Raw genomic sequence first — 26,332 nt, forward strand, 5'->3', positions numbered from 1 at the left:
ACACGACGATGGCGCGCTCACTTCGTGATGTTGTGACACTGACTCGCACGCCGCACCCCGCTGACGTAGAGGCGGGCGCACGCTCTGCCATAACGAGGCAGCGTCTGCGAAGAGTTGTTGCGCATGGGGTCGTTCTTGCGTCCGCTGCCTACGAGTGGCCCGCCTGCCCCCCTCGACAGCACCCACCTAACGCTGGAGCACGGGAAACTGCCGACGAACCTCTGCGAACAGGCGTGGATAGGCGCTGCCGTAGGTGGACGCCCCGGCGAAGAGTGCGTCAAGTGCCGCGCGTAGAGGGTCGGTTCCGGTTGCGGCGAACAGCGCGTGTATGGCCATGGCCTGTTGCAGGAAGTCGTCCCGGCTGCCGTCGGTGGTGTCCACACGGGTGCGGGGAATGCGCCGGTCGGCGAAGAAGCGGTCCCAGGTGCGCTGTTCGTCGTCGAACGGCGCAGGAAGCTCGTCTCCCCGGTCCAACGCCGCAAGCGCCGGCGCGATCCAGTCGACGTCGCTCAGCCCGGCGTGCGCGAAGGCGCGACGGGCGGTCCAACGGGCGATGATCCTCTGCCCGGTGGCCCCTGCCGCCTCGACGGCGTCGATGAGCTCGCGATCCAGCCGTACGAGCCCTCTCACGTTGCCGCCGACTTCGCGAAGACGCGGACTGGGCAACAGCCCACCCCAGACCTCCGCTTCTGCCCTCTCCTGCGCGAGCCGTTCGGCCTGCTCCTCTTCCTCCCGCCGACGTCTCTCGGCCTCGGCCCACTCCTCCGGTGAGGGCGGCGGCGGTTGGCGACGAGCCGCTTCGTGCCAGTAGGCGGCACTCTCCGACGTCTGCCGGACGATCCGGTCCGCGCCGGGCGGAGCCGGCCAGAACTGCAGCAGATAGTGATCGAACGGCTCCCCGCCCTCGAGGACTGCGATCTCGTCGTCCGGCGTGTGATCCATACCGCGTCCGCAGTACCGCACCCGGTAGTCCGTCCTGGCCAGACCCACGTCGCACAAGGGCCCATCACCCCACGGCAGCAAGACGGTTGAGGAAGAGTTCGGCCGGAACGAGACCTCCACCACCTCCTCCCACTCATCGTCGAGCGGAGGCGCGGTGTCGTGCACTTCGACGGTCAGGCCCACATCCCCGGTGTGCAGACCGGTGGTCAGAAAAAGGTGGCCGGGGACAGCGGCACCGCACAGCCCGTTGCTCTGCCCGGCACGGGGATCCCAAGGATGATCCGCGCCACGCTCATCGGCCCGGCTCTCCACGTAGAACTGCCTGTAACTGACCGGCAGTTCACCGCTGTACACAGTCCGCACGGATCCCCCTCGCCCCAGCGGTCGGCCACCCCTCGTGATCCAGTATGCGGACGAGCACTGACAACGCGGCACGTCCTCTCCCCGCGGCACGTCCTCGCCCCGCGGGGAGAGGACGTGCACGAGGACGGTCCGAGGCCCTCGTGCACGTCCTCACACGGATGGGCTCAGCCGCCGTACCCTCCGAACGTCGTCGCCGTCGGCGTCGCCATCGCCGCCGCGCGCCGACGACCGGCCCGGCCGATCAGCACGGCGCCCACGACCATCAGCAGCCCCACACCCGCCGCACCCCCACCGATGGTGACCAGGTCCGTCTCCAGCGTCGGCCCGAATCGGAGCTTCGGGCAGCGGCGGAGAAGGCGAACCCCAAACTGGATCCGTCATGGTGGGAGTTCTCTCGCGAGTACATGGCAATGCGTTGGCGCACTGCCGCAGCGAAGACGTGTGAGGGGCTGGCGGACAGCCTCGCTACCGCAGCTCTAGGCATGATGGGGAAGAGCCCTGGAACACCGGATCTGGAAGACGTACGGCGCGCTGTACGGTGGACCGTCGTACCGGCTCACAAGGATGAAGAACCCCCGCCGGACCTGAAGAAAGTCTGTGCGTGGCTGGCGAGCCATTCGCTTCCTCTGTCGGCTCTTCGGGACTCCAAGGCTGAGCGGACTCCTCTGGGGCCGCTCACCTTCTCTGTATCGGCTGGCGCACTTCGCTGTTCGCTCAGGCTTCTTCACTCTGAAGACGCGGGCGGCAGGGAAACTTCATATAGTAAATTGGCCATGTAGCTCCACCTTCGCGGCTCGAACGAAGGCCACTTCTTCTGCGTCAAATTGACGAATGGCTTGGGAGTACCGTTCGCTGAGCATTGGAGGGTAGGGCGAGTGTCCCTCAAGGAGTGCTTCGAACTCATCGTATTCAAGCGAGTTGGGTGGTAGCGCTCTTCCTGCCTCACGGCAGGACAGTTTCGCGGCGTTGACTTCGTGAGCCTCGTGTTCATCCAGCGCAGCTGAATCGGGAGAGGCTGTCCAGTGGAGACGGCGCAGATCTGAAAACGCCTCAATTAGTCTTTCGGCAGGGGCACTCACGCTCGGCGGTTGATCATCCATCAATCTGTGAAGCTTTCCCAACGCTCTCTCAAAAGTGGCCTGGTAGCCAAAGTGGATCGCCATCACCTTAACGGCATTGGTCATCACTGCGGCAGACGCAGCTACGTCTTCGGGTCCCTCTAGCTCGATGATTGTTTGAGTCGCCTTGAGGGCAGCGAGAGCATCGTCAATAGCGGCCTTCCCGGCCCTAATGCTCTCTATTGGGAGTTCTTCCGTGTTGTCCTCGGCGAATCTCTCACCCACTTCCCTTACGCGATGGGCGGCGAGGAGGAACGAGGCGTAGGCTTCCCGCTTGATGCCGCGATGCCACTGCAAGTGCGTTGCGTGTGTCTCAGCCCGGACAGCGTCCAATGCTGCACGGTATGAAGATTCGGCTTGAGCTATCCCCGCCTCGCTGGTGGCTTCTGCCGTGCGCAATGCGGCTTTGGTCTGCCATCGGCCTATGATCACGGTAGCGGGTATCCCGATGAACGCCACTACGGCCGTGGCGACCGCACCTATCCCCTCAAGGTCCATGCCTGTCATGGTGCCGCACTCCAGGGACGCAACCGGACCAGGAAGCCCAGCCTGCAAGCGGCGGCCGTAGCACCCACACGCTCCTTACACGCGAATCGCGAGAGAGAGTGAGAAAGGGCGGGAGTCAGTGAGACTGACTCCCGCCCTTTTCTGTCGGCATCCGCCCTGGTCAGAACGTGGTTTTGGGTATCTGACCGGCGAGTGCCCCCGGCAGGATTCGAACCTGCGCACACGGCTCCGGAGGCCGTTGCTCTATCCCCTGAGCTACGGGGGCGTGTCCGCTGCGCTGTGTGCGCGGCGACGGGTAGAACCCTACCAGCTGTCCCGGGGTGTTCATGAACGGGTTTTCCGACGTCGCCCCCGCCGTCACCCCTCGCCGCAGGGCCCGCCGTTACCCCGCCACCCGGGCACAGAGTTCCCCCTCGCACGTGCACCGATTGCCCGGCCGCCCCCTGCACAGACCACCCCGCCCCCCACTCCGACGTAGCCCCCTGTCGCCACCCCACAAGCCCCCGCACCGCCACCCCGACCTCGCCCCCTGCCGCCACCGCCACAAGCCCACGCCCCCCACCCCGACTCGCCACCTACCGCCACCGCCACAAGCCCCCGCACCCCCACCCGGCACAGCCCCCCACCCCCGCCCTCCCGACCCACACCCCCGTCCCCCACCCGAGCCAGAAGTAGAGAAAACCCGGACGCGATGGCCGGTCCCGACCTACTCTCGAGTTGTGCCAGGCGCGTCGGGCCGGGTGCTTGTTGTGGACGACAACAAGGTCATCCGGCAGCTGATCAGGGTCAATCTCGAGCTGGAGGGTTTCGAGGTGGTGACCGCGGCCGATGGTGCCGAGTGTCTGGATGTCGTTCATCAGGTGAGGCCCGACGTCGTCACCCTCGATGTCGTTATGCCCCGCTTGGACGGACTCCGTACCGCCGCCCGCCTCCGCTCCGATCCGCGTACCCGTGACCTCCCTCTCGCCATCGTCAGTGCCTGCACCTCCTACGAGGTCGAGGCCGGCCTCGACGTCGGCGTCGACGCCTTCCTCGCCAAGCCCTTCGAACCCGCCGAACTCGTGCGCCTCGTACAGCAGTTGATCGAGCGGAAGAGGAACGGGCGGAGCGGGAGGGGTGGGGGAGAGGACGCGTCGTCCGTGCTCGGCGTCGGTGAGGCCGAGCGGGCCGGACGTGCCGGCGCCTGAGCCCGCCCCATCGCGCACCCTTTTCCCCGTCTCCCGCCCTCGCGCCGTGTCCGCAGGTCACCCCCGTCGTCCGCAGGTCACCCTCCGTCCCACATCCCGGACCCTCGCCCAAACCGGCTCGCCTACCCACCCCCCTCCTCCCATACGCTTGACCCGTGACCCCCGTCGAGCTCTCCCGCACCGTGCTGCGCGCGGTGCGTTGTGCTGTCGACGAGGGGGAGCTGAGCGTGGCCGTGCCGCAACGGGCCGTTGTGGCGCCGCCCGGCCCCGGCGGCTGTGGCGACTACGCCACCAACATCGCCCTGCAGCTCGCCCGCCCCGCCGGGCAGCCGCCCCGGCGCGTCGCCGAGATCCTGCGGCAGCGCCTCGCCCGGACGGACGGTGTCGCCGACGTCGTCGTCACCGGGCCGGGGTTCATCAACATCAGCCTGCAGGGGGCAGTGGCATCGGCATCCGCGGCCTCGCTCATCGGCGAGATCCTTCATGCGGGAACGGCCTACGGGCACGGCGACGCTCTCGCCGGGCAGGTCGTCGAACTGCGCATTCCGTACGACGTCCGGGCCGAAGCCGTCGCCGACGCCCTCGTGCGCATCGTCGGCTCCCAGGGCGGCCGCGCCGAGGTCGACCACCGCGAGCCCGTGAACCTCCGGCCCGTGCCCGCCCCCGAGGACCCCGCCCCCCTCGGCCCCGACGCCGCCCGCTGGGCCCTGCTCCATCCCGCCGCCCACGACCGGCCCCGTATCACCGCCGACCACCTGGTCCAGCGCGAGAGCAACCCTCTCTTCCGCGTCCGTTACGTCTGCGCCCGCACCCGGGCCCTCAGCCGCAACGCCGCCGACCTGGGCTTCACCCCCGAGCCCGGAGACGTACAAGAGGACACGGCCATTCCTCTTCTCGCCGTCCTCGCCGACCACCCACGCGTCCTCGCCCGTGCCGCCGAACACCGCGCGCCCGACCGTCTCGCCCGGCACCTCGTCACCGTCGCCGATGCCGTCCTCCCTCTCCTCCCCGCCGTTCTTCCGCGCGGTGACGAGAAACCCTCGGCCGCCCACCGTGCCCGGCTCGCGCTCGCCGAAGCCGCCGGGGCGGTGCTGGCCGGCGGCCTGTCCCTGCTCGGCATCGACGCACCCCAACACCTCTAGAGAGCCAGCCAAGAAGATGAGCCGTTCCGCACACCCCGCCGGGCCCCGTCACGCCGACGTCCTTCCCGAGGGCCACTACTCCGCCCCGCCCACCGACCTCAACGTCCTCGACCCCAAGGTCTGGGCCCAGACGGTCACGCGTGACGAGGACGGTGTGGCCACCGTCGGCGGTATCGACGTGAAGACCCTCGCCGAGCAGCACGGCACCCCCGCCTACATCCTCGACGAGGCCGACTTCCGGGCACGCGCGCGTGCCTGGCGCACCGCCTTCGGGCACGACGCCGACGTCTTCTACGCCGGGAAGGCGTTCCTGTCCCGTGCCGTCGTGCGGTGGCTGCATGAGGAAGGACTCAACCTCGACGTCTGTTCCGGCGGCGAGCTCGCCACCGCCCTCTCCGCCGGGATGCCCGCCGACCGCATCGCCTTCCACGGCAACAACAAGTCCACGGAGGAGATCGAGAGGGCCGTCCGCGCCGGGGTCGGCCGTATCGTCCTCGACTCCTTCCAGGAGATCGTCCGCGTCGCCCACATCGCCCAGTCCCTCGGCAAGCGGCAGCGCGTGCAGATCCGTGTCACCGTCGGCGTGGAAGCCCACACGCACGAGTTCATCGCCACCGCCCACGAGGACCAGAAGTTCGGGATTCCGCTCGCCGGCGGGCAGGCCGCCGAGGCCGTACGGCGTGCCCTTCAGCTCGACGGGCTCGAACTCGTCGGGATTCACAGCCACATCGGGTCGCAGATCTTCGACATGTCCGGCTTCGAGGTCGCCGCGCACCGGGTGGTCGGGCTGCTCAAGGACGTCCGGGACGAACACGGTGTCGAGCTGCCCGAGATCGACCTCGGGGGCGGGCTCGGGATCGCGTACACGAGTGACGACGACCCCCGCGAACCCCACGAGATCGCCAAGGCACTGACCGAGATCGTCACCCGCGAGTGCGAGGGCGCCAGGCTGCGCACCCCGCGCATCTCCGTCGAGCCCGGGCGCGCCATCGTCGGGCCCACCGCCTTCACGCTCTACGAGGTCGGTACGGTCAAGCCCCTCGACGGGCTGCGTACCTACGTCTCCGTCGACGGCGGCATGTCGGACAACATCCGCACCGCGCTGTACGACGCCGAGTACAGCGTCGCCCTGGTATCCCGCACCTCCGACGCCGAGCCCATGCTCGCCCGGGTCGTCGGCAAGCACTGCGAGAGCGGGGACATCGTGGTCAAGGACGCGTTCCTGCCCGCCGACCTGGCACCGGGTGACCTCGTCGCCGTGCCCGCCACGGGTGCGTACTGCCGGTCCATGGCCAGCAACTACAACCACGTGCTCCGGCCGCCCGTCGTCGCCGTGAACGACGGCGAGGCCCGTGTCATCGTCCGCCGCGAGACGGAGGAGGACCTCCTGCGTCTCGACGTCGGGTGAACCACCCAATAAGAAGGAGGGGGTGGAAGATCTCCTGTCTTCCACCCCCGTACAAATGAAATAGATGTCTCACGATCCGGACATGGGATAGAAAGTCCCGTCCGGTGAGTGAGACTGGTCGAACCGTAGACGGTATGAGGAAACGAGGTCGGATGATGCGTACGCGTCCGCTGAAGGTGGCGCTGCTGGGCTGTGGGGTTGTCGGCTCAGAGGTGGCGCGCATCATGACGACGCACGCCGACGACCTCGCCGCCCGGATCGGGGCGCCCGTCGAGCTCGCCGGAGTCGCCGTACGACGCCCCTCCAAGGTCCGCGAGGGCATCCCCGCCGAGCTCATCACCACCGACGCCACCGCCCTCGTCAAACGCGGCGACATCGACGTCGTGGTCGAGGTCATCGGCGGCATCGAGCCCGCCCGCTCCCTCATCACCACCGCCTTCGAGCACGGCGCGTCCGTCGTCTCCGCGAACAAGGCGCTGCTCGCCCAGGACGGCGCCGCCCTGCACGCCGCCGCCGAGGAGCACGACAAGGACCTCTACTACGAGGCCGCGGTCGCCGGTGCCATCCCGCTGATCCGGCCGCTGCGCGAGTCCCTCGCCGGCGACAAGGTCAACCGGGTGCTGGGGATCGTCAACGGCACCACCAACTTCATCCTCGACAAGATGGACAGCACGGGGGCCGGCTACCAGGAGGCCCTCGACGAGGCCACCGCCCTCGGGTACGCCGAGGCCGACCCCACCGCCGACGTCGAAGGCTTCGACGCCGCCGCCAAGGCCGCCATCCTCGCCGGGATCGCCTTCCACTCGCGCGTACGTCTCGACGACGTCTACCGCGAGGGGATGACGGAGGTCACCGCCGCGGACTTCGCCTCCGCCAAGAACATGGGCTGCACCATCAAGCTGCTCGCCATCTGCGAGCGTGCGGAGGACGGGGGGTCCGTGACGGCGCGCGTGCACCCGGCGATGATCCCCCTGACCCACCCCCTCGCCTCCGTGCGCGGCGCGTACAACGCCGTGTTCGTGGAGTCCGACGCATCCGGCCAGCTCATGTTCTACGGGCCGGGAGCCGGCGGCGCGCCCACCGCCTCCGCCGTGCTCGGCGACCTCGTCGCCGTCTGCCGCAACCGACTCAGCGGGGCAACGGGGCCCGGCGAGTCGGCGTATGCCGCGCTGCCCGTGTCGGGGATGGGTGACGTCGTCACCCGGTACCACATCAGCCTCGACGTCGCGGACAAACCGGGTGTTCTCGCCCAGGTCGCGACCGTGTTCGCCGAGCACGGTGTCTCGATCGATACGGTTCGGCAGCAGGGCAAGGACGGCGAGGCCTCCCTCGTCGTCGTCACCCACCGCGCGTCCGACGCCTCCCTCTCGGGGACCGTCGAGGCGCTGCGCAAGCTCGACACCGTGCGGGGTGTCGCCAGCATCATGCGGGTTGAAGGAGAGTAACCAGCAATGACCCACCAGTGGCGCGGAATCATCGAGGAGTACCGGGACAGGCTGCCGGTATCCGACACCACGCCGGTCGTGACGCTCCGTGAGGGCGGCACGCCCCTCGTGCCCGCGCAGGTGCTCTCCGAGCGCACGGGCTGCGAGGTCCACCTGAAGGTGGAGGGTGCGAACCCCACCGGGTCCTTCAAGGACCGCGGCATGACCATGGCCATCAGCAAGGCCAAGGAGGAGGGCGCGAAGGCTGTGATCTGCGCCTCCACCGGCAACACGTCGGCCTCCGCCGCCGCGTACGCCGTGCGCGCCGGCATGGTTTCGGCGGTTCTCGTGCCGCAGGGCAAGATCGCGCTCGGCAAGATGGGGCAGGCGCTCGTGCACGGCGCCAAGATCCTCCAGGTCGACGGCAACTTCGACGACTGCCTCACCCTCGCCCGCGCGCTGAGCGACAACTACCCCGTGGCGCTGGTGAATTCGGTCAACCCGGTGCGCATCGAGGGCCAGAAGACGGCCGCCTTCGAGATCGTGGACATGCTGGGCGACGCGCCCGACATCCACGTCCTGCCGGTCGGCAACGCGGGCAACATCACGGCCTATTGGAAGGGCTACAAGGAGTACGCCGGTGACGGCGTCGCCTCCAGGACCCCCCGAATGTGGGGTTTCCAGGCCTCCGGCAGCGCCCCGATCGTGCGCGGCGAGGTCGTCAAGGACCCCTCGACCATCGCCACCGCCATCCGCATCGGCAACCCGGCCTCGTGGCAGTACGCGCTCGCCGCGCGCGACGAGTCCGGCGGTCTCATCGACGAGGTGACGGACCGTGAAATCCTGCGCGCCTACCGGCTGTTGGCCGCTCAGGAGGGCGTTTTCGTGGAGCCCGCGTCGGCCGCTTCCGTGGCCGGTCTGCTGAAGGCGGCCGAGCAGGGCAAGGTCGACCCGGGCCAGAAGATCGTGTGCACCGTCACCGGCAACGGCCTCAAGGACCCCGACTGGGCCGTGGCCGGCGCCCCGCAGCCGGTGACCGTCCCGGTCGACGCCGCGACGGCGGCCGACCGCCTCGGCCTCGCCTGACGGAGCAACCCCGCACCTCCCCGGGGCGTCCTCATTCGGGGATTCCCTGGGAGGGGTGCACAGGGGGCTTACGGTACGCATCGTGCGCCTCCTGTGCGCCCTATGTCGCCACAGAACCTTCCTTCGATAGGCTGTACTGAACCCGCCCGCCGCATATGCCTCGCATCCGGCTGGGTGCCGCGCCGTCCCCGCGGCCCGGAAGCGGTTCCCACGGGCCCCCGGGGTCCTCCCGTACGTATCGAATGTCTTCGACAATCACGCAGCTCAAGGAGAGTCATCGAGCGATGGCCGGTCCAGCGTTCCGCGCCGCCGCCGTCAGGGTGCGCGTCCCCGCCACCAGCGCCAACCTCGGCCCGGGCTTCGACGCCCTCGGCCTGTCGCTGGGGCTGTACGACGACGTCGTCGTGCGGGTCGCCGACTCCGGGCTGCACATCGACATCGCGGGTGAGGGCAGCGAGACGCTGCCGCGTGACGAACAGCACCTTCTCGTACGTTCCCTGCGCACCGCCTTCGACCTGCTCGGCGGGCAGCCGCGCGGCCTCGAGATCGTGTGCGCCAACCGCATTCCGCACGGCCGTGGCCTGGGCTCCTCCTCGGCCGCCATCTGCGCCGGCATCGTCGCCGCGCGAGCCGTGACCATAGGCGGCGAGTCGAAGCTCGACGACACGGCCCTGCTCGAGCTCGCGACCGAGATCGAGGGCCATCCCGACAACGTGGCGGCGTGTCTGCTCGGCGGTTTCACCCTCTCCTGGATGGAGGCGGGCGCCGCGCGGGCGATCAGGATGGATGCCGCCGATTCCATCGTTCCGGTGGTTTTCGTGCCCGGAAAGCCGGTCCTGACCGAGACCTCGCGCGGCCTGCTGCCGCGCTCCGTGCCGCACGTCGACGCCGCCGCCAACGCAGGCCGTGCAGCCCTGCTCGTCGAGGCCCTCACCAGGCGCCCCGAGCTGCTGCTGCCCGCCACCGAGGACCGTCTCCACCAGGAGTACCGCGCTCCGGCCATGCCGGAGAGCGCCGCCCTTGTGGAGCGACTGCGGGCCGACGGAGTCCCGGCAGTCATTTCAGGAGCAGGGCCCACCGTGCTCGCGCTGGCGGATGCCGACAGTGCCGACAAGGTGGCCCATCTGGCAGGCGAGGGCTGGGCCGCGAACCGGCTGGACCTCGACGCGCAGGGAGCGAGCGTGTTGCCGCTTGCCGCCTGACACGCGCGGTTGCCGGATTTCGAGAGGGGGAATGTTTGTTGGATCCGGTAGTGTTAACCTCAAGTCTGCACCCGACCCCACCATGGCGAGGTGCTTCGTGTCCCCGTCCGGGACAGACATTCTTCCGGGAGCCTCCCAAGCCGCACTGTGTTCCGTACGACGTACGCGGGCAGTACCTCGTACGCGGGCACTGAGCGACTTGCCGGGCACGCTCCGGAATCGGTGCGACCAAGCCACGTGACACTGACACCCGGTGCCACGGCCCAGGCTTTGGGAAGCGCCATCCCAGATATTCCCTCCGCCATCTTTGGCGGACCACCGCCCCGGCACGGTCCACACAGCAAGGACCGAAGCCGGACAGCACAACCGGTCGCCGAGCCAGACAGGCCGACGTCCGCTCCAGGGAAGGACCCTTCGTGAGCGACACCACCGATCTGATGGGCGCACGTGTCGAGGAGACCGCTGCCGCGCCCGCCACGGACGCCTCCGCGCCTGCCACCGGTGCCGGCTCCCGGCGGCGCCGCGGTACCGGCCTCGAGGGCATGGTGCTGGCCGAGCTGCAGCAGGTCGCATCCGGCCTCGGCATCAGGGGCACGGCGCGTATGCGCAAGAGCCAGCTGATCGAGGTCATCAAGGAGGCGCAGGCTGGTGGAGGCGCCTCGGCGAAGGCCGAGCCCGCCGCCGAGACCAAGCCCAAGCGCCGCGCCACCTCCAAGGCCCGTACCGGCGAGGACGCCGAGAAGAAGGCGGAGAAGGCGGCCGAGGCCCCCGCCGAGAAGGCCGTGGCCCAGCAGCAGATCGAGATCCCCGGCCAGCCGGCCAGCGAGGACGCTCCCGCGGAGCGCCGCCGTCGCCGTGCCACGGCCGAGGCGGGCAGCCCCGAGACGGTCACCGCCGAGGCGAAGAGCGAGCCGAAGGCCGAGACGCCCGCCCCGCAGGCGCAGGGCGAGGCCAAGGGCGACGCCGCTGACGGCGACGGCCGCCAGGGCCGCCGCGACCGGGGCCGCGACCGCGACCGCGACCGTGGTGGCCGTGACCGCGGCGACCGTGGTGACCGTGGTGACCGCGGTGACCGCCGCAAGAGCGACGACCAGCAGGGTCAGGGCGGTCAGCGCCAGCAGCAGAACCAGCAGCAGGGCGGCGGCCGTCAGGACCGTAACGCCGGTCCGCAGGACGACGACGACTTCGAGGGCGGCCGTCGTGGCCGTCGGGGCCGTTACCGCGACCGTCGTGGCCGTCGTGGCCGTGACGAGATGGGCGGTCCGGAGCCGCAGATCGCCGAGGACGACGTCCTGATCCCGGTCGCGGGCATCCTGGACATCCTCGACAACTACGCCTTCATCCGTACGTCGGGTTACCTGCCGGGTCCGAACGACGTGTACGTCTCCCTCGCCCAGGTCCGCAAGAACGGCCTGCGCAAGGGCGACCACATCACCGGTGCGGTCCGTCAGCCCAAGGAAGGCGAGCGGCGCGAGAAGTTCAACGCGCTGGTGCGTCTGGACTCCGTCAACGGCATGGCGCCCGAACACGGCCGCGGCCGCCCGGAGTTCAACAAGCTCACCCCGCTCTACCCGCAGGACCGCCTCCGCCTGGAGACGGACCCGGGTGTCCTCACCACCCGCATCATCGACCTCGTCGCGCCGATCGGTAAGGGCCAGCGCGGTCTGATCGTGGCCCCGCCGAAGACCGGCAAGACCATGATCATGCAGGCGATCGCCAACGCGATCACGCACAACAACCCCGAGTGCCACCTGATGGTCGTCCTCGTCGACGAGCGTCCGGAAGAGGTCACCGACATGCAGCGGTCGGTCAAGGGCGAGGTCATCTCCTCGACCTTCGACCGCCCGGCCGAGGACCACACCACGGTCGCCGAGCTCGCCATCGAGCGCGCCAAGCGTCTGGTGGAGCTGGGCCACGACGTGGTCGTGCTGCTCGACTCGATCACGCGTCTTGGCCGTGCGTACAACCTGGCCGCGCCGGCCTCCGGCCGCATCCTGTCCGGTGGTGTCGACTCGACCGCCCTGTACCCGCCGAAGCGCTTCTTCGGTGCGGCCCGCAACATCGAGGACGGCGGTTCGCTGACCATCCTCGCCACCGCCCTGGTGGACACCGGGTCCCGCATGGACGAGGTGATCTTCGAGGAGTTCAAGGGCACCGGCAACGCGGAGCTCAAGCTCGACCGGAAGCTCGCCGACAAGCGCATCTTCCCGGCGGTGGACGTCGACGCGTCCGGCACCCGTAAGGAAGAGATCCTGCTCGGCTCCGACGAGCTCGCCATCGTCTGGAAGCTGCGCCGGGTGCTGCACGCGCTCGACCAGCAGCAGGCGATCGAGCTGCTCCTCGACAAGATGAAGCAGACCAAGTCGAACGCCGAGTTCCTGCTGCAGATCCAGAAGACGACGCCGATGCCGGGCAACGGCGACTGAGGCACAGCCTTCTCAAAGGGGCGTTTTCCGTCACACCGGTGACGGAAAACGCCCCTTTGGCGCTGATAGGAACGGGTGCACTCTCGCGCCCCTCCCATCACCTGTGTCCCGGGGGGAACACCCTTGTCCACACCCTTGTCCGGCAGCGGTCGTCACAGACGCCGGATTCGTTTCGCGCTGCCCGTTGCCGCCGCCGGTGTCGCCGCGGCCGTCGCCGCCGCGCTGCTGACCTCCTCGGCGAACGCCGCGACCTCCGTGCCGACGCCGACCACCAAGCCGGCCACCAGCTCCGTGTCCACCGCCGCGCTGAAGAAGCGCATCGCGGGCGCGCTCGCCACCGACGGCACCGCGGGGAAGTCGACGCCGAAGTCGTCCTACAGCGCCGGCACCACGACGTCCTCCGGTTCCGACTCCACCGTGAGCCCGTACGTCATCGGCGGCACCGACACCGCCATCACCTCGGCGCCCTGGATGGCGCAGCTCTGGTACTACGACGACCAGGGCACCACCGACGAGAGCGACGACCTCGGCTTCTTCTGCGGCGGCACGGTCGTCTCGCCGACGAAGATCCTCACCGCCGCGCACTGCGTCAAGGACGAGGACGGCAAGAGCTACAACTGGAAGGCGTACGGCGCCGTCCTGACCGGCACCTCCCAGCTGCCGACCACCGACAGCTCCGGCAACACCGACCTGCACGGCGGCACGGTCTCGCTGCCCCTGCGGCAGTGGAACCACCCGTCCTACAGCCCGACGACGATCAACAACGACATCGCTGTCATCACCCTGGCCTCCCCGGTCACCGCGACGCCGATCAGGATGACGACCTCGGGCGACACCGCGTCGTACGCGGGCGGCACCAGCGCCAAGCTGTACGGCTGGGGGCGCACCAGCTCCAGCAGCCAGGACATCTCCGAGACGCTGAAGTCGGCCACGCTGACCATCCACACCGACACCACCTGCTCCGGTGTGTACGGCTCCGAGTACGTCAAGGGCCACATGATCTGCGCCGGCACGCAGAGCGGCAGCGACACCGGTACGAAGGCGGCCTGCAACGGTGACTCCGGTGGGCCGCTGGTCGTCAACAACCGGATCGTCGGCGTCGTTTCGTGGGGCGTGGCGAACTGCGTGAGCAAGGGCTACTACAGCGTCTTCTCGAAGGTCAGCACCTACATCGGCGCCGCCTACGCGAACGTCGACGACACCAACCTCAGCCGCACCGACGGCAAGGCCGACCTGTGGGTGCGCAACTCCTCCACCAAGGAGGCGTACGAGAAGGACTCCACGGGCAGCGCGTTCGCGGCGCGTGTGTCGGTCGGGTCGTACGACGGTGTCAACCTCGTCCTGCAGACCGACCTGAACCGGGACGGCTTCCAGGACCTGGTGGTCCGTCAGAGCTCGGGCGGCGACGTCTACTGGCTGCACTACGTGCCGGCCAGCGACTCCTGGTCCAAGACGAAGATCTACAGCGACTGGTCGACCCGGACCCGCATCGTCGCCCCGGGCGACGTCACCGGCGACTACCTGCCCGACCTGCTCTCGGTCGACTCCGGCGGCACCCTGTGGATCTACCCCGGCAAGGGCAACGGGACCTTCGCCTCGCGCGTGAAGGTCGGCACCGGCTGGAACCAGTACAACTCCCTGCGCGGCAAGGGCGACTTCACCGGTGACGGCAAGGCCGACCTGCTCGCCCGCAGCAAGAGCACCGGCGACCTGTACCTGTACAAGGGCACCGGCAAGTCCGGCACGGGCGCCTTCTCGGCCCGTATCAAGGTGCGCAGCGCCTGGACCGGCTACAACGCCTTCGACGCGATCGGCGACGTCAACGGCGACGGCAAGGCCGACTTCCTGGCCCGTACGACCGGCGGCACCCTGTACCTCTACAAGGGCACCGGTAAGGCCACGAGCGAGATCTTTGCCACAAGGATCTCGGTCGGTACCGGTTTCCAGCAGTACGACCTCTTCGGCTGAAGCCGCTGGTGAGCGTGGTGCAGCCGTAAACATCGGTGACGCTCTGTGCCCAATCCTCCACGGGTTGGGCACAGAGCGTTGTGCAACCCTTTCCCGGGTTTCTCCGTCTGACCGGACGGAGCGACGATGGTGCGGTAAGTGCCGTATTGACAGGCCTGTCCCTCACAGCAGGGGGTAACCGACCGGACGAGAACGAGGAGCACATGACCGCCGAGAGCACGCCGGATCCCGGCATACCGGGGGAGCCCGGCACCAGCGGCCCGCGCAACCGCGCCAAGGGTCGTCGCCGCAAGCCCCGCAGCAAGCGCCGCAAGGGCCTTGTGATCACGGCCTGGACCGCCGCGGGCATCGTCGTGTTGGGTGGGACCGGAGCCGGATACCTGTACTTCAAGCTCAACGGCAACATCAAGAGCGTCGACATCGACTCGGCCCTCGGCACCGACCGGCCGACGAAGGTCGACAACGGCTCCGAGAACATCCTCGTGCTCGGCTCGGACTCCCGCTCCGGCAAGAACAAGAAGCTCGGCGGCGGCACCGACGACGGCAGCGCCCGCTCCGACACCGCGATGGTCGTGCACGTCTACAAGGGCCACAAGAAGGCCAGCGTGGTCTCCATGCCGCGCGACACCCTCATCGACCGCCCCGAGTGCACCGACACCGACGGCAAGACGTATCCCGCCGCGTCCGGCGTCATGTTCAACACCGCGTACTCCACGGGCGGCGCCGCCTGCGCCGTCAAGACCGTGGAGTCGATCACCGGGCTGCGCATGGACCACTACCTCGAGGTCGACTTCAGCGGCTTCGAGAAGCTCATCGACGAGCTCGGGGGTGTCCAGGTCACCACGACCAAGGACATCAAGGACTCCGAGAGCCACCTCAACCTCAAGGCCGGCACCCACAAGCTCGACGGCGAGCAGGCCCTCGGCCTGGTCCGCACCCGGCACGGCGTCGGCGACGGCTCCGACCTCGGCCGCATCCAGCTCCAGCAGGCCTTCATCAAGGCCCTGGTCGACCAGGTCAAGCACGTCGGCATCTTCACCAACCCGAAGAAGCTCTACGACCTCGCCGACACCGCCACCAGCGCCGTGACGACCGACTCCGACCTCGGCTCGGTCAACTCGCTCATGTCCTTCGCGAACGGCCTCAAGGGCATCAGCTCGAAGAACATGCACATGGTCACGATGCCGGTCCAGTACGACCCCGCGAACCCCAACCGCGTGATCGTCCAGAAGACCAAGGCCGAGCAGGTGTGGACGGCCCTGAAGAACGACCGGGCGATCCCGGCAAGCGCCACGAAGGGCACGGCAACGGGCGAAGCCAAGGGCGTGGTGAGCGCCGGATAGGGGCGCGGGGCTGTATCGATTTGCGGCTCCGCCGCGTGGGCGCGACCAGCCACATCCGGCCTGCACACGCCAACGGCGACAACGCGGCACCCCCTCTCGCGAACCGACCCCAGGCCGCACGGAATAGATCACCGCAACCCCCGGTTTGGGTGGATGGCCCCAGTCCTGGCAGACTGGTACGTCGGCTCCGGTTCACGCGCCCGCATCCCGCGGCTGCGACCCGGCGCCCTCCCGAAACTAGGAGACACCTTGAAGCGCGACATCCACCCCGAGTACGTCGAGACGCAGGTCAGCTGCACCTGTGGCGCGTCGTTCACCACCCGTAGCACGATCTCCAGCGGCACCATCCGTGCCGAGGTCTGCTCCGAGTGCCACCCGTTCTACACGGGCAAGCAGAAGATCCTCGACACCGGTGGCCGTGTGGCCCGCTTCGAGGCCCGCTTCGGCAAGGCTGCAGCCGGCTCCAAGAAGTAGCGAGCTCCAATCCGCCGGTCCACGGCCGCGCCCTTGACAGGCGCGCCGGGACCGGCGTTTTTGGTCGCCCGCCTTCCCTCTCTTTTCGCATTTCAGGAGCCCAAGATGTTCGAGGCCGTCGAGGAACTCGTCGGTGAGCACGCCGACCTGGAGACGAAGCTCGCCGACCCGTCGGTCCACGCCGACCAGGCCAACGCGCGCAAGCTGAACAAGCGTTACGCCGAGCTCACCCCGATCGTCGCCACGTACCGCTCCTGGAAGCAGACCGGCGACGACATCGAGACGGCGAAGGAATTCGCCGCCGACGACCCGGACTTCGTCGCCGAGGTCAAGGAGCTGGAGAAGCAGCGCGAGGAGCTGACGGAGAAGCTGCGCCTGCTGCTCGTCCCGCGCGACCCCAGCGACGACAAGGACGTGATCCTCGAGATCAAGGCGGGCGCCGGCGGCGACGAGTCCGCCCTCTTCGCCGGTGACCTGCTGCGCATGTACCTCCGGTACGCCGAGCGCGTCGGCTGGAAGACCGAGATCATCGACGCCACCGAGTCCGAGCTGGGCGGCTACAAGGACGTCCAGGTCGCCGTGAAGACCAAGGGCGGCCAGGGCGCCACCGAGCCCGGGCAGGGCGTGTGGGCCCGGCTGAAGTACGAGGGCGGTGTGCACCGCGTGCAGCGCGTGCCGGCGACCGAGTCCCAGGGCCGTATCCACACCTCCGCGGCCGGTGTGCTCGTGACTCCCGAGGCGGAGGAGGTCGACGTCGAGATCAACCCGAACGACCTCCGCATCGACGTCTACCGCTCCTCCGGGCCCGGCGGCCAGTCCGTCAACACGACCGACTCCGCGGTGCGCATCACGCACATTCCGACCGGAGTCGTCGCCTCCTGCCAGAACGAGAAGAGCCAGCTGCAGAACAAGGAGCAGGCACTGCGTATCCTGCGCTCCAGGCTGCTCGCAGCGGCGCAGGAGGAGGCGGAGAGGGAAGCCGCCGACGCCCGCCGCAGCCAGGTCCGCACCGTCGACCGCTCCGAGAAGATCCGTACGTACAACTTCCCGGAGAATCGTATTTCGGACCACCGCGTCGGCTTCAAGGCGTACAACCTGGACCAGGTCCTGGACGGCGACCTCGACTCGGTGATCCAGGCCTGTGTCGACGCGGACTCGGCGGCCAAGCTGGCGGCCGCGTAAGGCACGTACGCACGACCCAGTACGACACGGAGGAATGCGTGAACCTGCTGCTCGCAGAGGTGGCACAGGCCACCCAGCGGCTGGCCGACGCCGGCGTGCCCTCGCCGCGCAACGACGCGGAGGAGCTCGCCGCGTTCGTGCACGGCGTGAAGCGGGGCGCGCTGCACTCCGTGAAGGACTCCGACTTCGACGCCCGCTACTGGGAGGTCATCGCCCGGCGCGAGCAGCGCGAGCCGCTGCAGCACATCACCGGGCGGGCGTACTTCCGTTATCTCGAACTCCAAGTCGGGCCGGGGGTGTTCGTGCCGCGGCCCGAGACCGAGTCCGTGGTCGGCTGGGCCATAGACGCCGTACGCGCCATGGACGTCGTGGAACCCTGCATCGTCGACCTGTGCACCGGCTCCGGCGCCATCGCGCTCGCCCTCGCCCAGGAGGTCCCGCGCTCGCGCGTGCACGCCGTGGAGCTGTCCGAGGAAGCGCTCCAGTGGACCCGTAAGAACGTCGAAGGATCCAGGGTCGACCTGCGCCAGGGGAACGCCCTCGACGCCTTCCACGACCTCGACGGCCATGTCGACCTGGTCGTCTCCAACCCGCCCTACATCCCGCTGACCGAGTGGGAGTACGTCGCTCCCGAGGCGCGGGACTACGATCCCGAACTCGCCCTGTTCTCGGGGGAGGACGGCCTCGATCTCATCCGCGGTCTCGAGCGGACCGCACACCGGCTCCTGCGCCCCGGCGGCGTCGTCGTCATCGAGCACGCCGACACCCAGGGCGGCCAGGTGCCGTGGATCTTCACCGAGGAGCGGGGCTGGGCCGACGCGGCCGACCACCCGGACCTCAACAACCGTCCACGGTTCGCCACGGCCCGCAAGGCACTGCCGTGAGCACCGCCCCGACTTCCATCAGGCAGTACGTGTACGAGGAGGCCCGCTAGATATGGCACGGCGATACGACACCAACGACGCGACCGACCGCCAGACCGGTCTGCGCGAAGCCGCGTCCGCCGTCCGCCGTGGCGAGCTGGTCGTCCTCCCGACCGACACGGTGTACGGCATCGGGGCGGACGCGTTCTCCTCGGAGGCCGTCGCCGACCTGCTGGACGCCAAGGGCCGGGGCCGCAACATGCCCACCCCTGTGCTGATCGGCTCCCCGAACACCCTTCACGGTCTCGTCACCGACTTCTCCGAGCTGGCCTGGGAGCTGGTCGACGCCTTCTGGCCGGGTGCGCTCACGCTCGTCGCCAAGCACCAGCCGTCCCTGCAGTGGGACCTGGGGGACACCCGGGGCACGGTTGCCGTGCGCATGCCGCTCCACCCGGTGGCGATCGAGCTGCTGACCGAGGTCGGCCCCATGGCCGTCTCCTCCGCCAACCTCACCGGCCACCCGGCGCCGGAGGACTGTGACGCCGCGCAGGAGATGCTCGGCGACTCGGTCTCCGTCTACCTCGACGGCGGCCCGACCCCGGGCAACGTCCCGTCCTCCATCGTCGACGTCACCGGCCGGGTACCGGTGCTGCTGCGCGAGGGCGCGCTGTCGCCGGACGAGCTGCGGAAGGTCGTACCAGACCTCGAGGTGGCCAATTGACGGCCCCTGACGCGGGGCGTGGCATAGGCAACGGGGAAAACGCCGCGGAGATCACGACGACGTTCGTGGGGCTTCCGCGCGACTGCTTCCGCATCCTCCACGTCAGCACCGGCAACGTGTGCCGCTCACCCATGACCGAGCGGCTGACCCGGCATTACGTGCACCAGCGGCTCGGTGTCCTGGGCGGCGCGCTGATCGTGGAGAGCGCGGGTACCTGGGGCCACGAGGGCGCGCCCATGGAGGCCAACGCGGAGGCCGTGCTGGCCGACTTCGGCGCGGACGCCTCCGGCTTCGTCGGGCGCGAACTGCTCGACGAGCACGTGATCATGGCCGACCTGGTCCTGACCGCGACCCGCGACCACCGCGCCCAGGTCATCTCCATGGGCCACTCCGCGGGCCTGCGCACCTTCACCCTGAAGGAGTTCACCCGCCTGGTCCGCGCGATCGACCCCGCCACCCTGCCGCCCCTGGAGGAGGGCGTGGTGGCACGCGCGCGTGCGCTGGTCCGGGCTGCGGCGGCTCTACGCGGGTGGCTCCTGGCCCCGACCGCCGAGGCGGACGAGGTCTACGACCCGTACGGCGCCCCGCTGCCTTTCTTCAGGTCGATCGGGGACGAGATACATCTGGCGCTGGATCCGGTCGTCACAGCGCTCACGGGTGTACCTGCGAGGGCGTAACAACCGAGCACCCCACCGGCACCGGGCCTACATTGGTCGTACGTCACCGTCGACGCCCCCGGAGCCCACCATGCCGGTCACCCATACCCTCGAGGCCGATGTCCTGCGCCGGCAGGACCCTGAGCTGGCCGAGATCCTGCTCGGTGAGCTCGACCGGCAGTCGACGACGCTGCAGCTCATCGCCGCGGAGAACTTCTCCTCGCCGGCCGTGCTGAGCGCCCTCGGCTCACCGCTCGCCAACAAGTACGCCGAGGGCTATCCCGGCGCCCGGTACCACGGCGGCTGCGAGATCGTCGACGTCGCCGAGCGCCTCGCCGTCGACCGCGCGAAGGCCCTGTTCGGCGCCGAGCACGCCAACGTGCAGTCGCACTCGGGCTCGTCGGCCGTCCTCGCCGCGTATGCGGCACTCCTGCGACCGGGCGACACCGTCCTCGCCCTCGGCCTCCCCTACGGCGGCCACCTCACGCACGGTTCGCCGGCCAACTTCTCCGGCCGCTGGTTCGACTTCGTCGGCTACGGCGTCGACGCGGAGACCGGCCTCATGGACTACGACCAGGTGCGCACCCTGGCCCGTACGCACCGCCCCAAGGCGATCGTGTGCGGTTCCATCGCCTATCCGCGGCACATCGACTACACCCTCTTCCGTGAGGTCGCCGACGAGGTGGGCGCCTATCTGATCGCCGACGCCGCCCATCCCATCGGGCTCGTCGCCGGGGGAGCGGCGCCCAGCCCGGTGCCGTACGCCGATGTCGTCTGCGCGACCACGCACAAGGTGCTGCGCGGGCCGCGCGGCGGGATGGTCCTGTGCGGGGCGGACCTGGCCGAGCGCGTCGACCGGGCCGTCTTCCCCTTCACCCAGGGCGGCGCACAGATGCACGCCATCGCCGCCAAGGCCGTCGCGTTCGGCGAGGCGGCAACACCGGAGTTCAAGACGTACGCCCATCAGGTGGTCGCCAACGCCAGGGCGCTCGCGGCCGCGCTGGCCGCCGAGGGTCTGGTCGTCACCACCGGCGGCACGGACACGCACCTGATCACCGCCGACCCGGCACCGCTCGGCATCGACGGACGCACCGCGCGCGGGCGGCTCGCGGCGGCGGGAATGGTGCTGGACTGCTGCGCCCTGCCGCACGGGGACGCCCGCGGCCTGCGGCTCGGCACGGCGGCCGTGACCACGCAGGGCATGGGAGAGGAGGAAATGGCGCAGATCGCCGTTCTGTTCGGCGCTGTGCTGCGGGGCGGGACCGAGACCCAGAAGGCGCGTGATCAGGTGCGCGAGCTGACCGGTAGATTTCAGCCGTACACCGGCTGAGCGGGGGTACCCGCACCTGGTGCAACCTTCGCGCACAGCCACGCATGCAACCATCGTCGCTACCCGGAAGTCCCCACTCATATGCGTCCGTCGCTAGGGTGTGGGGCTGAGATGGCCAGCGAGACCTGTGGGGAAGCCTGTGCGTGAATACCTGCTGACGCTCTGCATCACGGCCGCGGTGACGTATCTGCTGACAGGGCCGGTACGGAAGTTCGCGATCGTGGCCGGAGCCATGCCGGAGATCAGGGCCCGTGACGTGCACCGGGAGCCCACTCCGCGCCTCGGCGGGATCGCCATGTTCTTCGGCCTGTGCGCGGGCCTGCTGGTCGCGGACCATCTCACCAACCTCAGTGAGGTCTTCGAGAAGTCCAACGAACCGCGGGCGCTGCTCTCCGGAGCGGCGCTGATCTGGCTGATCGGCGTCCTGGACGACAAGTTCGAGATCGACGCCCTGATCAAGCTGGGCGGCCAGATGATCGCCGCCGGCGTCATGGTCATGCAGGGTCTGACGATCCTGTGGCTGCCGATCCCGAAGGTCGGCACCGTCGCGCTGACCCAGTGGCAGGGCACCCTGCTGACGGTGGCGCTGGTCGTCATCACCATCAACGCGGTCAACTTCGTGGACGGCCTCGACGGCCTCGCCTCCGGCATGGTGTGCATCGCCGCCGCCGCGTTCTTCATGTACGCCTACCGCATCTGGTACTCGTACGGCATCGAGGCCGCCGCCCCGGCGACGCTGTTCGCGGCGATCCTGATGGGCATGTGCATCGGGTTCCTGCCGCACAACATGCACCCCGCGCGGATCTTCATGGGCGACTCGGGCTCGATGCTGATCGGGCTGGTGCTGGCCGCGGGTGCGATCTCGATCACGGGCCAGGTCGACCCCGACGTCATGAAGCTGTTCGCGGGGTCGGAGCGCAACACCGTCCACCAGATGGTGCCGGTCTACATCCCCCTGGTGATGCCGCTGACGATCATCGCGATCCCGGCCGCCGACCTGATCCTGGCCATCGTGCGCCGCACCTGGCGCGGCCAGTCGCCGTTCGCCGCGGACCGCGGGCACCTGCACCACCGCCTGCTGGAGATCGGCCACTCGCACAGCCGGGCCGTCCTCATCATGTACTTCTGGTCGGCGCTGATCGCCTTCGGCGCCCTCGCCTACTCGGTGAACTCGGCGTCCATGTGGATCGTCCTGGGCGTCGTGGCCCTCAGCGCGATCGGGCTGCTGCTGCTTCTGCTGCCGCGCTTCACGCCGCGTGCCCCGCGCTGGGCCGAGGCCTTCGTGCCGCCGCGCTACCGCCGCCGCAGGGCCGTGGCCGAGTCCGCGTCGACGCCGGTGCAGACGGCCTCGGCCGAGGAGGAGCGCGCTCCGGTCGCCGCCGGTGTGGCGGGAGTCAACGGAGCGACGGCGCTCGGCGTCCGTTCGCGCTTCCTGGACAGGCGGAAGGCCGGATCGTCGCGCTGACGGCGGCAAGGTAAGAATCTGACTAGAGCATTGCCAAGTCGTGGGGGAGCAAAGCCCCCTAATACCAGACAGAACCACCGCGTTTCTGCACAGACGCGCGCTGTCACTCTCATGTGTGACAGCGAGCACACCTACTAGGTAAAGACCGCATCAAATAGTTTGTGATACGGTTCACGAGAACCCCGGACAGAGCCGAAGGACCGTAGTGCGACGGTCCATTGGCCGTGAATTCCCCTCTCAGTCCGGGACTACGCTCGTCCATGACGACACCCCCCCGCCCCCTGTGAAAGCGGAGTTGCCGCCATGCCGTCCAATGACGCCCGGAACCTCTTGCAGACCGCTGTGCCCACAGCGGCTGTCGGCGCGATCACCGTCGCCGTCAGCGCTGCGGTGGCCGGCGGCAAGGGCGCGCTCGGTGCGACGGTCGGCACACTGCTGGCGATCCTGTTCATGGGCATCGGCCTGTACGTGCTGCAGTGGACGGCAAAAACGCTCCCGCAGTTGTTCCAGGCCATGGGGCTGATGCTCTACGTCGCCCAGCTCCTGCTGCTCCTGATCTTCGTGGCCGTCTTCAAGGACACCACCCTCTTCAACGCGAAGACGTTCGCCGTCTCGCTCGTGGTCGCGACCGTCGTGTGGATGGCTGCGCAGGCTCGTGCGCACATGAAAGCCAAGCTTTTCTACATCGACCCCGACTCGGAGAAGAGTGGCAAGTCCGAGAAGACAGGGTCGTCGTCGTGAGGGGTAGGGGCGGGATAAAGGCTTGTGAGATCTCCTGCTATCGTCCGGTGCCAACTGCGGCATCGCGGGCGCAGGCATCCGAGCTGACGCCTGCTCAAGCGCGAGGCTCGATGCCCCTCCGCCGCCCCCACATCCGTAACACCAGTCCGGTGCCGACTCGCGGCTGCGCGCCGCGCCGACACAACGAGGTTGCCGAACCCATGCGTCACGCCGAAGGAGCCCGCGGTGAGTGCTGACCCGACCCAGCTCGCCTTTGAGTGGGATTGCCGCATCCTGTCCGACAACGGCTGTGGCTTCCCGGCTCCGGGCCTGCACTCGTTCCTGTTCAAGCCGATCGTCACGGTCGGCGGGTTCGAGTTCAACAAGGTCATGTTGCTCGCCCTCCTGACCACTCTCGTCGTCATCACTTTCTTCGCGGCAGCCTTCGGCAAGGCCAAGGTGGTCCCGGGCAAGCTGCAGATGGTCGCCGAGGCCGGCTACGACTTCGTCCGCCGCGGCATCGTCTACGAGACGCTCGGCAAGCGCGAGGGCGAGAAGTGGGTGCCGCTCATGGTGTCCCTCTTCTTCTTCATCTGGATCATGAACATCTGGTCCGTGATCCCGCTGGCACAGTTCCCGGTGTCGTCGGTCTTCGCCTTCCCGGTCGTCCTGGCCGCGGTCGTCTGGCTCCTCTGGGTCGGACTCACCTTCAAGCGCCACGGCTTCGTCGGGTTCTTCAAGAACATCACCGGCTACGACAAGTCGCTCGGCGCCGTGCTGCCGCTCGTCATGGTCATCGAGTTCTTCTCGAACCTGCTCGTCCGCCCGTTCACGCACGCGGTGCGACTCTTCGCCAACATGTTCGCGGGTCACCTGATGCTGGTGATGTTCACCGTCGCCTCCTGGTACCTGCTGAACAGCTACATGATCCCGGCCGCCGGCGTCTCGTTCGTGATGACCGTGATCATGATCCTCTTCGAGCTTTTCGTGCAGGCCGTCCAGGCGTACGTGTTCGTGCTGCTGGCCTGCTCGTACATTCAGGGCGCTCTCGCCGAGCACCACTGAGCCCCCCGTCACCACCCCCGGTCGTCCGGTGGTCAACCCCCACCGGGTCCGTAAAGAGAAGGAAGAATCAGCATGGCTGCCACTGAGACCCTTGCCGCCGTCACCGGCTCGATCGGCTCCGTCGGTTACGGCCTCGCCGCCATCGGCCCCGGCGTCGGCGTCGGCATCATCTTCGGCAACGGCACCCAGGCCCTGGCCCGTCAGCCCGAGGCCGCCGGTCTGATCCGTGCCAACCAGATCCTCGGCTTCGCCTTCTGTGAGGCGCTCGCCCTCATCGGCATCGTTATGCCGTTCGTGTTCGGTCAGTAATTCGGTCCTGACCCACACGTATCGACGAAAGGCACTGATGTGATCGCCAACCTGGTACAGCTGGCGGCCGAGGAGAAGCAGAACCCGCTTGTCCCGGCCGGTCCCGAGCTGCTCGTCGGCGCCATCGCCTTCGCCATCGTGTTCTTCTTCTTCTGGAAGAAGCTGCTCCCGAACATCAACAAGGTTCTGGAGGAGCGCCGCGAGGCGATCGAAGGTGGCATCGAGAAGGCGGAGGCCGCTCAGGTCGAAGCCCAGAGCGTGCTCGAGCAGTACAAGGCCCAGCTCGCCGAGGCCCGGCACGAAGCCGCGCGTCTGCGCCAGGAGGCGCAGGAGCAGGGTGCCGTGCTCATCGCCGAGATGCGCGCCGAGGGCCAGCGGCAGCGCGAGGAGATCGTCGCCGCCGGTCACGCGCAGATCGAGGCCGACCGCAAGGCCGCCGCGTCCGCGCTGCGGCAGGACGTCGGTCACCTCGCAACCGAGCTGGCCGGCAAGCTCGTCGGTGAGTCCCTCGAGGACCACGCCCGGCAGAGCCGTGTCATCGACCGCTTCCTCGACGAGCTCGAGGAGAAGGCCGAGGCCACCCGATGAACGGAGCGAGCCGCGAGGCCCTGGCAGCCGCACGCGAGCGTCTCGACGCGCTGACGGACTCCACGTCCGTCGACGCGGGCACGCTCGCCGACGAGCTGGCCGCCGTCACCGCGCTGCTCGACCGCGAGGTGTCGCTGCGTCGGGTCCTGACCGACCCGGCGCAGGCCGGTGAGGCCAAGGCCGAGCTGGCCCAGCGCCTGCTCGGCTCGCAGGTCGGCGGCCCGACCGCGGACCTGGTGTCCGGCATGGTGCGCTCCCGCTGGTCGCAGTCGCGCGACCTGGTGGACGCGCTGGAGCAGCTGGCGAACACCGCCGAGCTCACCGCCGCCCAGCAGGCGGGCAAGCTCGACGACGTCGAGGACGAGCTGTTCCGGTTCGGCCGGATCGTCTCCTCGAACACCGAGCTGCGCTCCGCGCTGACCGACCGCAAGGCCACCACCGCCGCCAAGATCGAGCTGCTGCACCGGCTGCTCGGCGGCCGGGCCGCTGCGGCGACCGAGCGTCTTGTGACGCGCCTTGTGACCGCGCCGCGGGGACGTAGCCTGGAGTCGGGACTGGAGTCCCTGTCCAAGCTCGCCGCCGAGCGCCGGGACCGGCTGGTCGCCGTCGTCACCTCGGCGGTGCCGCTGAGCGACGCGCAGAAGCAGCGCCTGGGCGCCGCTCTCGCGAAGCTCTACGGCCACAGGATGCATCTCAACATCGACGTGGACCCCGAGGTCCTCGGCGGGATCCGGGTGCAGGTCGGCGACGAGGTCATCAACGGCTCGATCGCGGACCGCATCGAGGACGCCGGCCGCCGACTGGCGGGCTAGCAGCAACTTCATAAGCAGTAAGCAGTACGTA

Annotated in this window: 23 protein-coding genes and 1 tRNA gene; 21 read left to right on the forward strand and 3 right to left on the reverse strand. The window is 68.9% G+C overall.

Annotated elements, in window-relative coordinates:
• Positions 1-186: 186 nt before the first annotated feature.
• The 3 genes from ACFY1L_RS39835 to ACFY1L_RS39845 all read right to left on the reverse strand — a co-directional run bounded on the left by ACFY1L_RS39835 (position 187) and on the right by ACFY1L_RS39845 (position 3,195).
• Positions 187-1,305, reverse strand: coding sequence for a hypothetical protein (locus ACFY1L_RS39835; RefSeq protein WP_388836021.1), 1,119 nt, complete (start codon positions 1,303-1,305; stop codon positions 187-189).
• Between the two features lie 755 nt (positions 1,306-2,060).
• The gene (locus ACFY1L_RS39840; RefSeq protein WP_388836024.1) at positions 2,061-2,930 is read right to left on the reverse strand and encodes a hypothetical protein; all 870 of its coding nucleotides are present in this window, start codon (positions 2,928-2,930) and stop codon (positions 2,061-2,063) included.
• A 193-nt stretch (positions 2,931-3,123) separates the two neighbouring features.
• Positions 3,124-3,195, reverse strand: a tRNA-Arg gene (locus tag ACFY1L_RS39845).
• Positions 3,196-3,649: 454 nt separating this feature from the next.
• Between ACFY1L_RS39845 and ACFY1L_RS39850 the strand changes: the two genes are divergently transcribed.
• From ACFY1L_RS39850 to ACFY1L_RS39950, 21 genes are all read left to right on the forward strand, one after another.
• Positions 3,650-4,117 carry a response regulator gene (locus ACFY1L_RS39850; protein WP_388836026.1) on the forward strand — a complete coding sequence of 156 codons (468 nt, stop codon included), beginning with the start codon at positions 3,650-3,652 and terminating at the stop codon, positions 4,115-4,117.
• Positions 4,118-4,272: 155 nt separating this feature from the next.
• Positions 4,273-5,259, forward strand: coding sequence for an ArgS-related anticodon-binding protein NrtL (nrtL, locus tag ACFY1L_RS39855; protein ID WP_388836028.1), 987 nt, complete (start codon positions 4,273-4,275; stop codon positions 5,257-5,259).
• 16 nt (positions 5,260-5,275) lie between these two features.
• Positions 5,276-6,667 carry a diaminopimelate decarboxylase gene (gene lysA / locus ACFY1L_RS39860; protein ID WP_388836031.1) on the forward strand — a complete coding sequence of 464 codons (1,392 nt, stop codon included), beginning with the start codon at positions 5,276-5,278 and terminating at the stop codon, positions 6,665-6,667.
• Between the two features lie 152 nt (positions 6,668-6,819).
• Entirely contained in the window at positions 6,820-8,112 is a 1,293-nt protein-coding gene (locus ACFY1L_RS39865; protein WP_388836034.1) for a homoserine dehydrogenase, read from the forward strand.
• Between the two features lie 6 nt (positions 8,113-8,118).
• Entirely contained in the window at positions 8,119-9,177 is a 1,059-nt protein-coding gene (gene thrC, locus ACFY1L_RS39870) for a threonine synthase (RefSeq protein ID WP_388836037.1), read from the forward strand.
• 284 nt (positions 9,178-9,461) lie between these two features.
• The gene (thrB, locus tag ACFY1L_RS39875; protein ID WP_388836040.1) at positions 9,462-10,379 is read left to right on the forward strand and encodes a homoserine kinase; all 918 of its coding nucleotides are present in this window, start codon (positions 9,462-9,464) and stop codon (positions 10,377-10,379) included.
• Between the two features lie 416 nt (positions 10,380-10,795).
• Entirely contained in the window at positions 10,796-12,805 is a 2,010-nt protein-coding gene (gene rho / locus ACFY1L_RS39880) for a transcription termination factor Rho (RefSeq protein WP_388836043.1), read from the forward strand.
• Positions 12,806-12,928: 123 nt separating this feature from the next.
• The gene (locus ACFY1L_RS39885) at positions 12,929-14,773 is read left to right on the forward strand and encodes a trypsin-like serine protease (RefSeq protein ID WP_388836047.1); all 1,845 of its coding nucleotides are present in this window, start codon (positions 12,929-12,931) and stop codon (positions 14,771-14,773) included.
• Positions 14,774-14,976: 203 nt separating this feature from the next.
• On the forward strand, positions 14,977-16,116 hold the full coding sequence (locus ACFY1L_RS39890; RefSeq protein ID WP_388836050.1) for an LCP family protein: 1,140 nt from the start codon (positions 14,977-14,979) through the stop codon (positions 16,114-16,116).
• 249 nt (positions 16,117-16,365) lie between these two features.
• Entirely contained in the window at positions 16,366-16,590 is a 225-nt protein-coding gene (rpmE, locus tag ACFY1L_RS39895) for a 50S ribosomal protein L31 (protein ID WP_019753312.1), read from the forward strand.
• 105 nt (positions 16,591-16,695) lie between these two features.
• Positions 16,696-17,772, forward strand: a complete 1,077-nt coding sequence (gene prfA, locus ACFY1L_RS39900; protein WP_388836055.1) for a peptide chain release factor 1 — start codon at positions 16,696-16,698, stop codon at positions 17,770-17,772.
• A 38-nt stretch (positions 17,773-17,810) separates the two neighbouring features.
• Positions 17,811-18,656 (forward strand): peptide chain release factor N(5)-glutamine methyltransferase, encoded by an 846-nt coding sequence (gene prmC, locus ACFY1L_RS39905; RefSeq protein WP_388836058.1) that lies wholly within the window; start codon positions 17,811-17,813, stop codon positions 18,654-18,656.
• 52 nt (positions 18,657-18,708) lie between these two features.
• The gene (locus tag ACFY1L_RS39910; RefSeq protein ID WP_388836061.1) at positions 18,709-19,356 is read left to right on the forward strand and encodes an L-threonylcarbamoyladenylate synthase; all 648 of its coding nucleotides are present in this window, start codon (positions 18,709-18,711) and stop codon (positions 19,354-19,356) included.
• Positions 19,353-20,033, forward strand: coding sequence for a protein-tyrosine-phosphatase (locus tag ACFY1L_RS39915; protein WP_388836064.1), 681 nt, complete (start codon positions 19,353-19,355; stop codon positions 20,031-20,033). Before ACFY1L_RS39910 ends, ACFY1L_RS39915 begins: the two co-directional genes overlap by 4 nt.
• Before the next feature lie 70 nt (positions 20,034-20,103).
• Entirely contained in the window at positions 20,104-21,342 is a 1,239-nt protein-coding gene (glyA, locus tag ACFY1L_RS39920) for a serine hydroxymethyltransferase (protein ID WP_388836066.1), read from the forward strand.
• A gap of 139 nt (positions 21,343-21,481) precedes the next feature.
• Positions 21,482-22,807 (forward strand): MraY family glycosyltransferase, encoded by a 1,326-nt coding sequence (locus ACFY1L_RS39925; protein WP_388836069.1) that lies wholly within the window; start codon positions 21,482-21,484, stop codon positions 22,805-22,807.
• Positions 22,808-23,110: 303 nt separating this feature from the next.
• The gene (locus tag ACFY1L_RS39930; RefSeq protein WP_388836072.1) at positions 23,111-23,548 is read left to right on the forward strand and encodes a hypothetical protein; all 438 of its coding nucleotides are present in this window, start codon (positions 23,111-23,113) and stop codon (positions 23,546-23,548) included.
• Positions 23,549-23,821: 273 nt separating this feature from the next.
• The gene (atpB, locus tag ACFY1L_RS39935) at positions 23,822-24,592 is read left to right on the forward strand and encodes a F0F1 ATP synthase subunit A (RefSeq protein WP_388836319.1); all 771 of its coding nucleotides are present in this window, start codon (positions 23,822-23,824) and stop codon (positions 24,590-24,592) included.
• Positions 24,593-24,664: 72 nt separating this feature from the next.
• The gene (locus ACFY1L_RS39940) at positions 24,665-24,901 is read left to right on the forward strand and encodes a F0F1 ATP synthase subunit C (protein WP_266799537.1); all 237 of its coding nucleotides are present in this window, start codon (positions 24,665-24,667) and stop codon (positions 24,899-24,901) included.
• Between the two features lie 39 nt (positions 24,902-24,940).
• Positions 24,941-25,489: a F0F1 ATP synthase subunit B gene (locus ACFY1L_RS39945; RefSeq protein WP_388836075.1), complete on the forward strand. Its 549-nt coding sequence runs from the start codon at positions 24,941-24,943 to the stop codon at positions 25,487-25,489.
• Positions 25,486-26,301 carry a F0F1 ATP synthase subunit delta gene (locus tag ACFY1L_RS39950; protein ID WP_388836078.1) on the forward strand — a complete coding sequence of 272 codons (816 nt, stop codon included), beginning with the start codon at positions 25,486-25,488 and terminating at the stop codon, positions 26,299-26,301. Before ACFY1L_RS39945 ends, ACFY1L_RS39950 begins: the two co-directional genes overlap by 4 nt.
• Positions 26,302-26,332: the final 31 nt, after the last annotated feature.

It is taken from the genome of Streptomyces sp. NPDC001663 (assembly GCF_042893105.1).
Classification (GTDB): Bacteria; Actinomycetota; Actinomycetes; order Streptomycetales; family Streptomycetaceae; genus Streptomyces.

Coding starts and splice junctions, on each gene's coding strand:
- ACFY1L_RS39840 (WP_388836024.1), bottom strand. CDS start 2,930: ATGACAGGCATGGACCTTGAGGGGATAGGTGCGGTCGCCACGGCCGTA.
- lysA (WP_388836031.1), top strand. CDS start 5,276: ATGAGCCGTTCCGCACACCCCGCCGGGCCCCGTCACGCCGACGTCCTT.
- ACFY1L_RS39865 (WP_388836034.1), top strand. CDS start 6,820: ATGATGCGTACGCGTCCGCTGAAGGTGGCGCTGCTGGGCTGTGGGGTT.
- thrC (WP_388836037.1), top strand. CDS start 8,119: ATGACCCACCAGTGGCGCGGAATCATCGAGGAGTACCGGGACAGGCTG.
- thrB (WP_388836040.1), top strand. CDS start 9,462: ATGGCCGGTCCAGCGTTCCGCGCCGCCGCCGTCAGGGTGCGCGTCCCC.
- ACFY1L_RS39890 (WP_388836050.1), top strand. CDS start 14,977: ATGACCGCCGAGAGCACGCCGGATCCCGGCATACCGGGGGAGCCCGGC.
- prfA (WP_388836055.1), top strand. CDS start 16,696: ATGTTCGAGGCCGTCGAGGAACTCGTCGGTGAGCACGCCGACCTGGAG.
- ACFY1L_RS39910 (WP_388836061.1), top strand. CDS start 18,709: ATGGCACGGCGATACGACACCAACGACGCGACCGACCGCCAGACCGGT.
- glyA (WP_388836066.1), top strand. CDS start 20,104: ATGCCGGTCACCCATACCCTCGAGGCCGATGTCCTGCGCCGGCAGGAC.
- ACFY1L_RS39930 (WP_388836072.1), top strand. CDS start 23,111: ATGCCGTCCAATGACGCCCGGAACCTCTTGCAGACCGCTGTGCCCACA.
- ACFY1L_RS39940 (WP_266799537.1), top strand. CDS start 24,665: ATGGCTGCCACTGAGACCCTTGCCGCCGTCACCGGCTCGATCGGCTCC.
- ACFY1L_RS39950 (WP_388836078.1), top strand. CDS start 25,486: ATGAACGGAGCGAGCCGCGAGGCCCTGGCAGCCGCACGCGAGCGTCTC.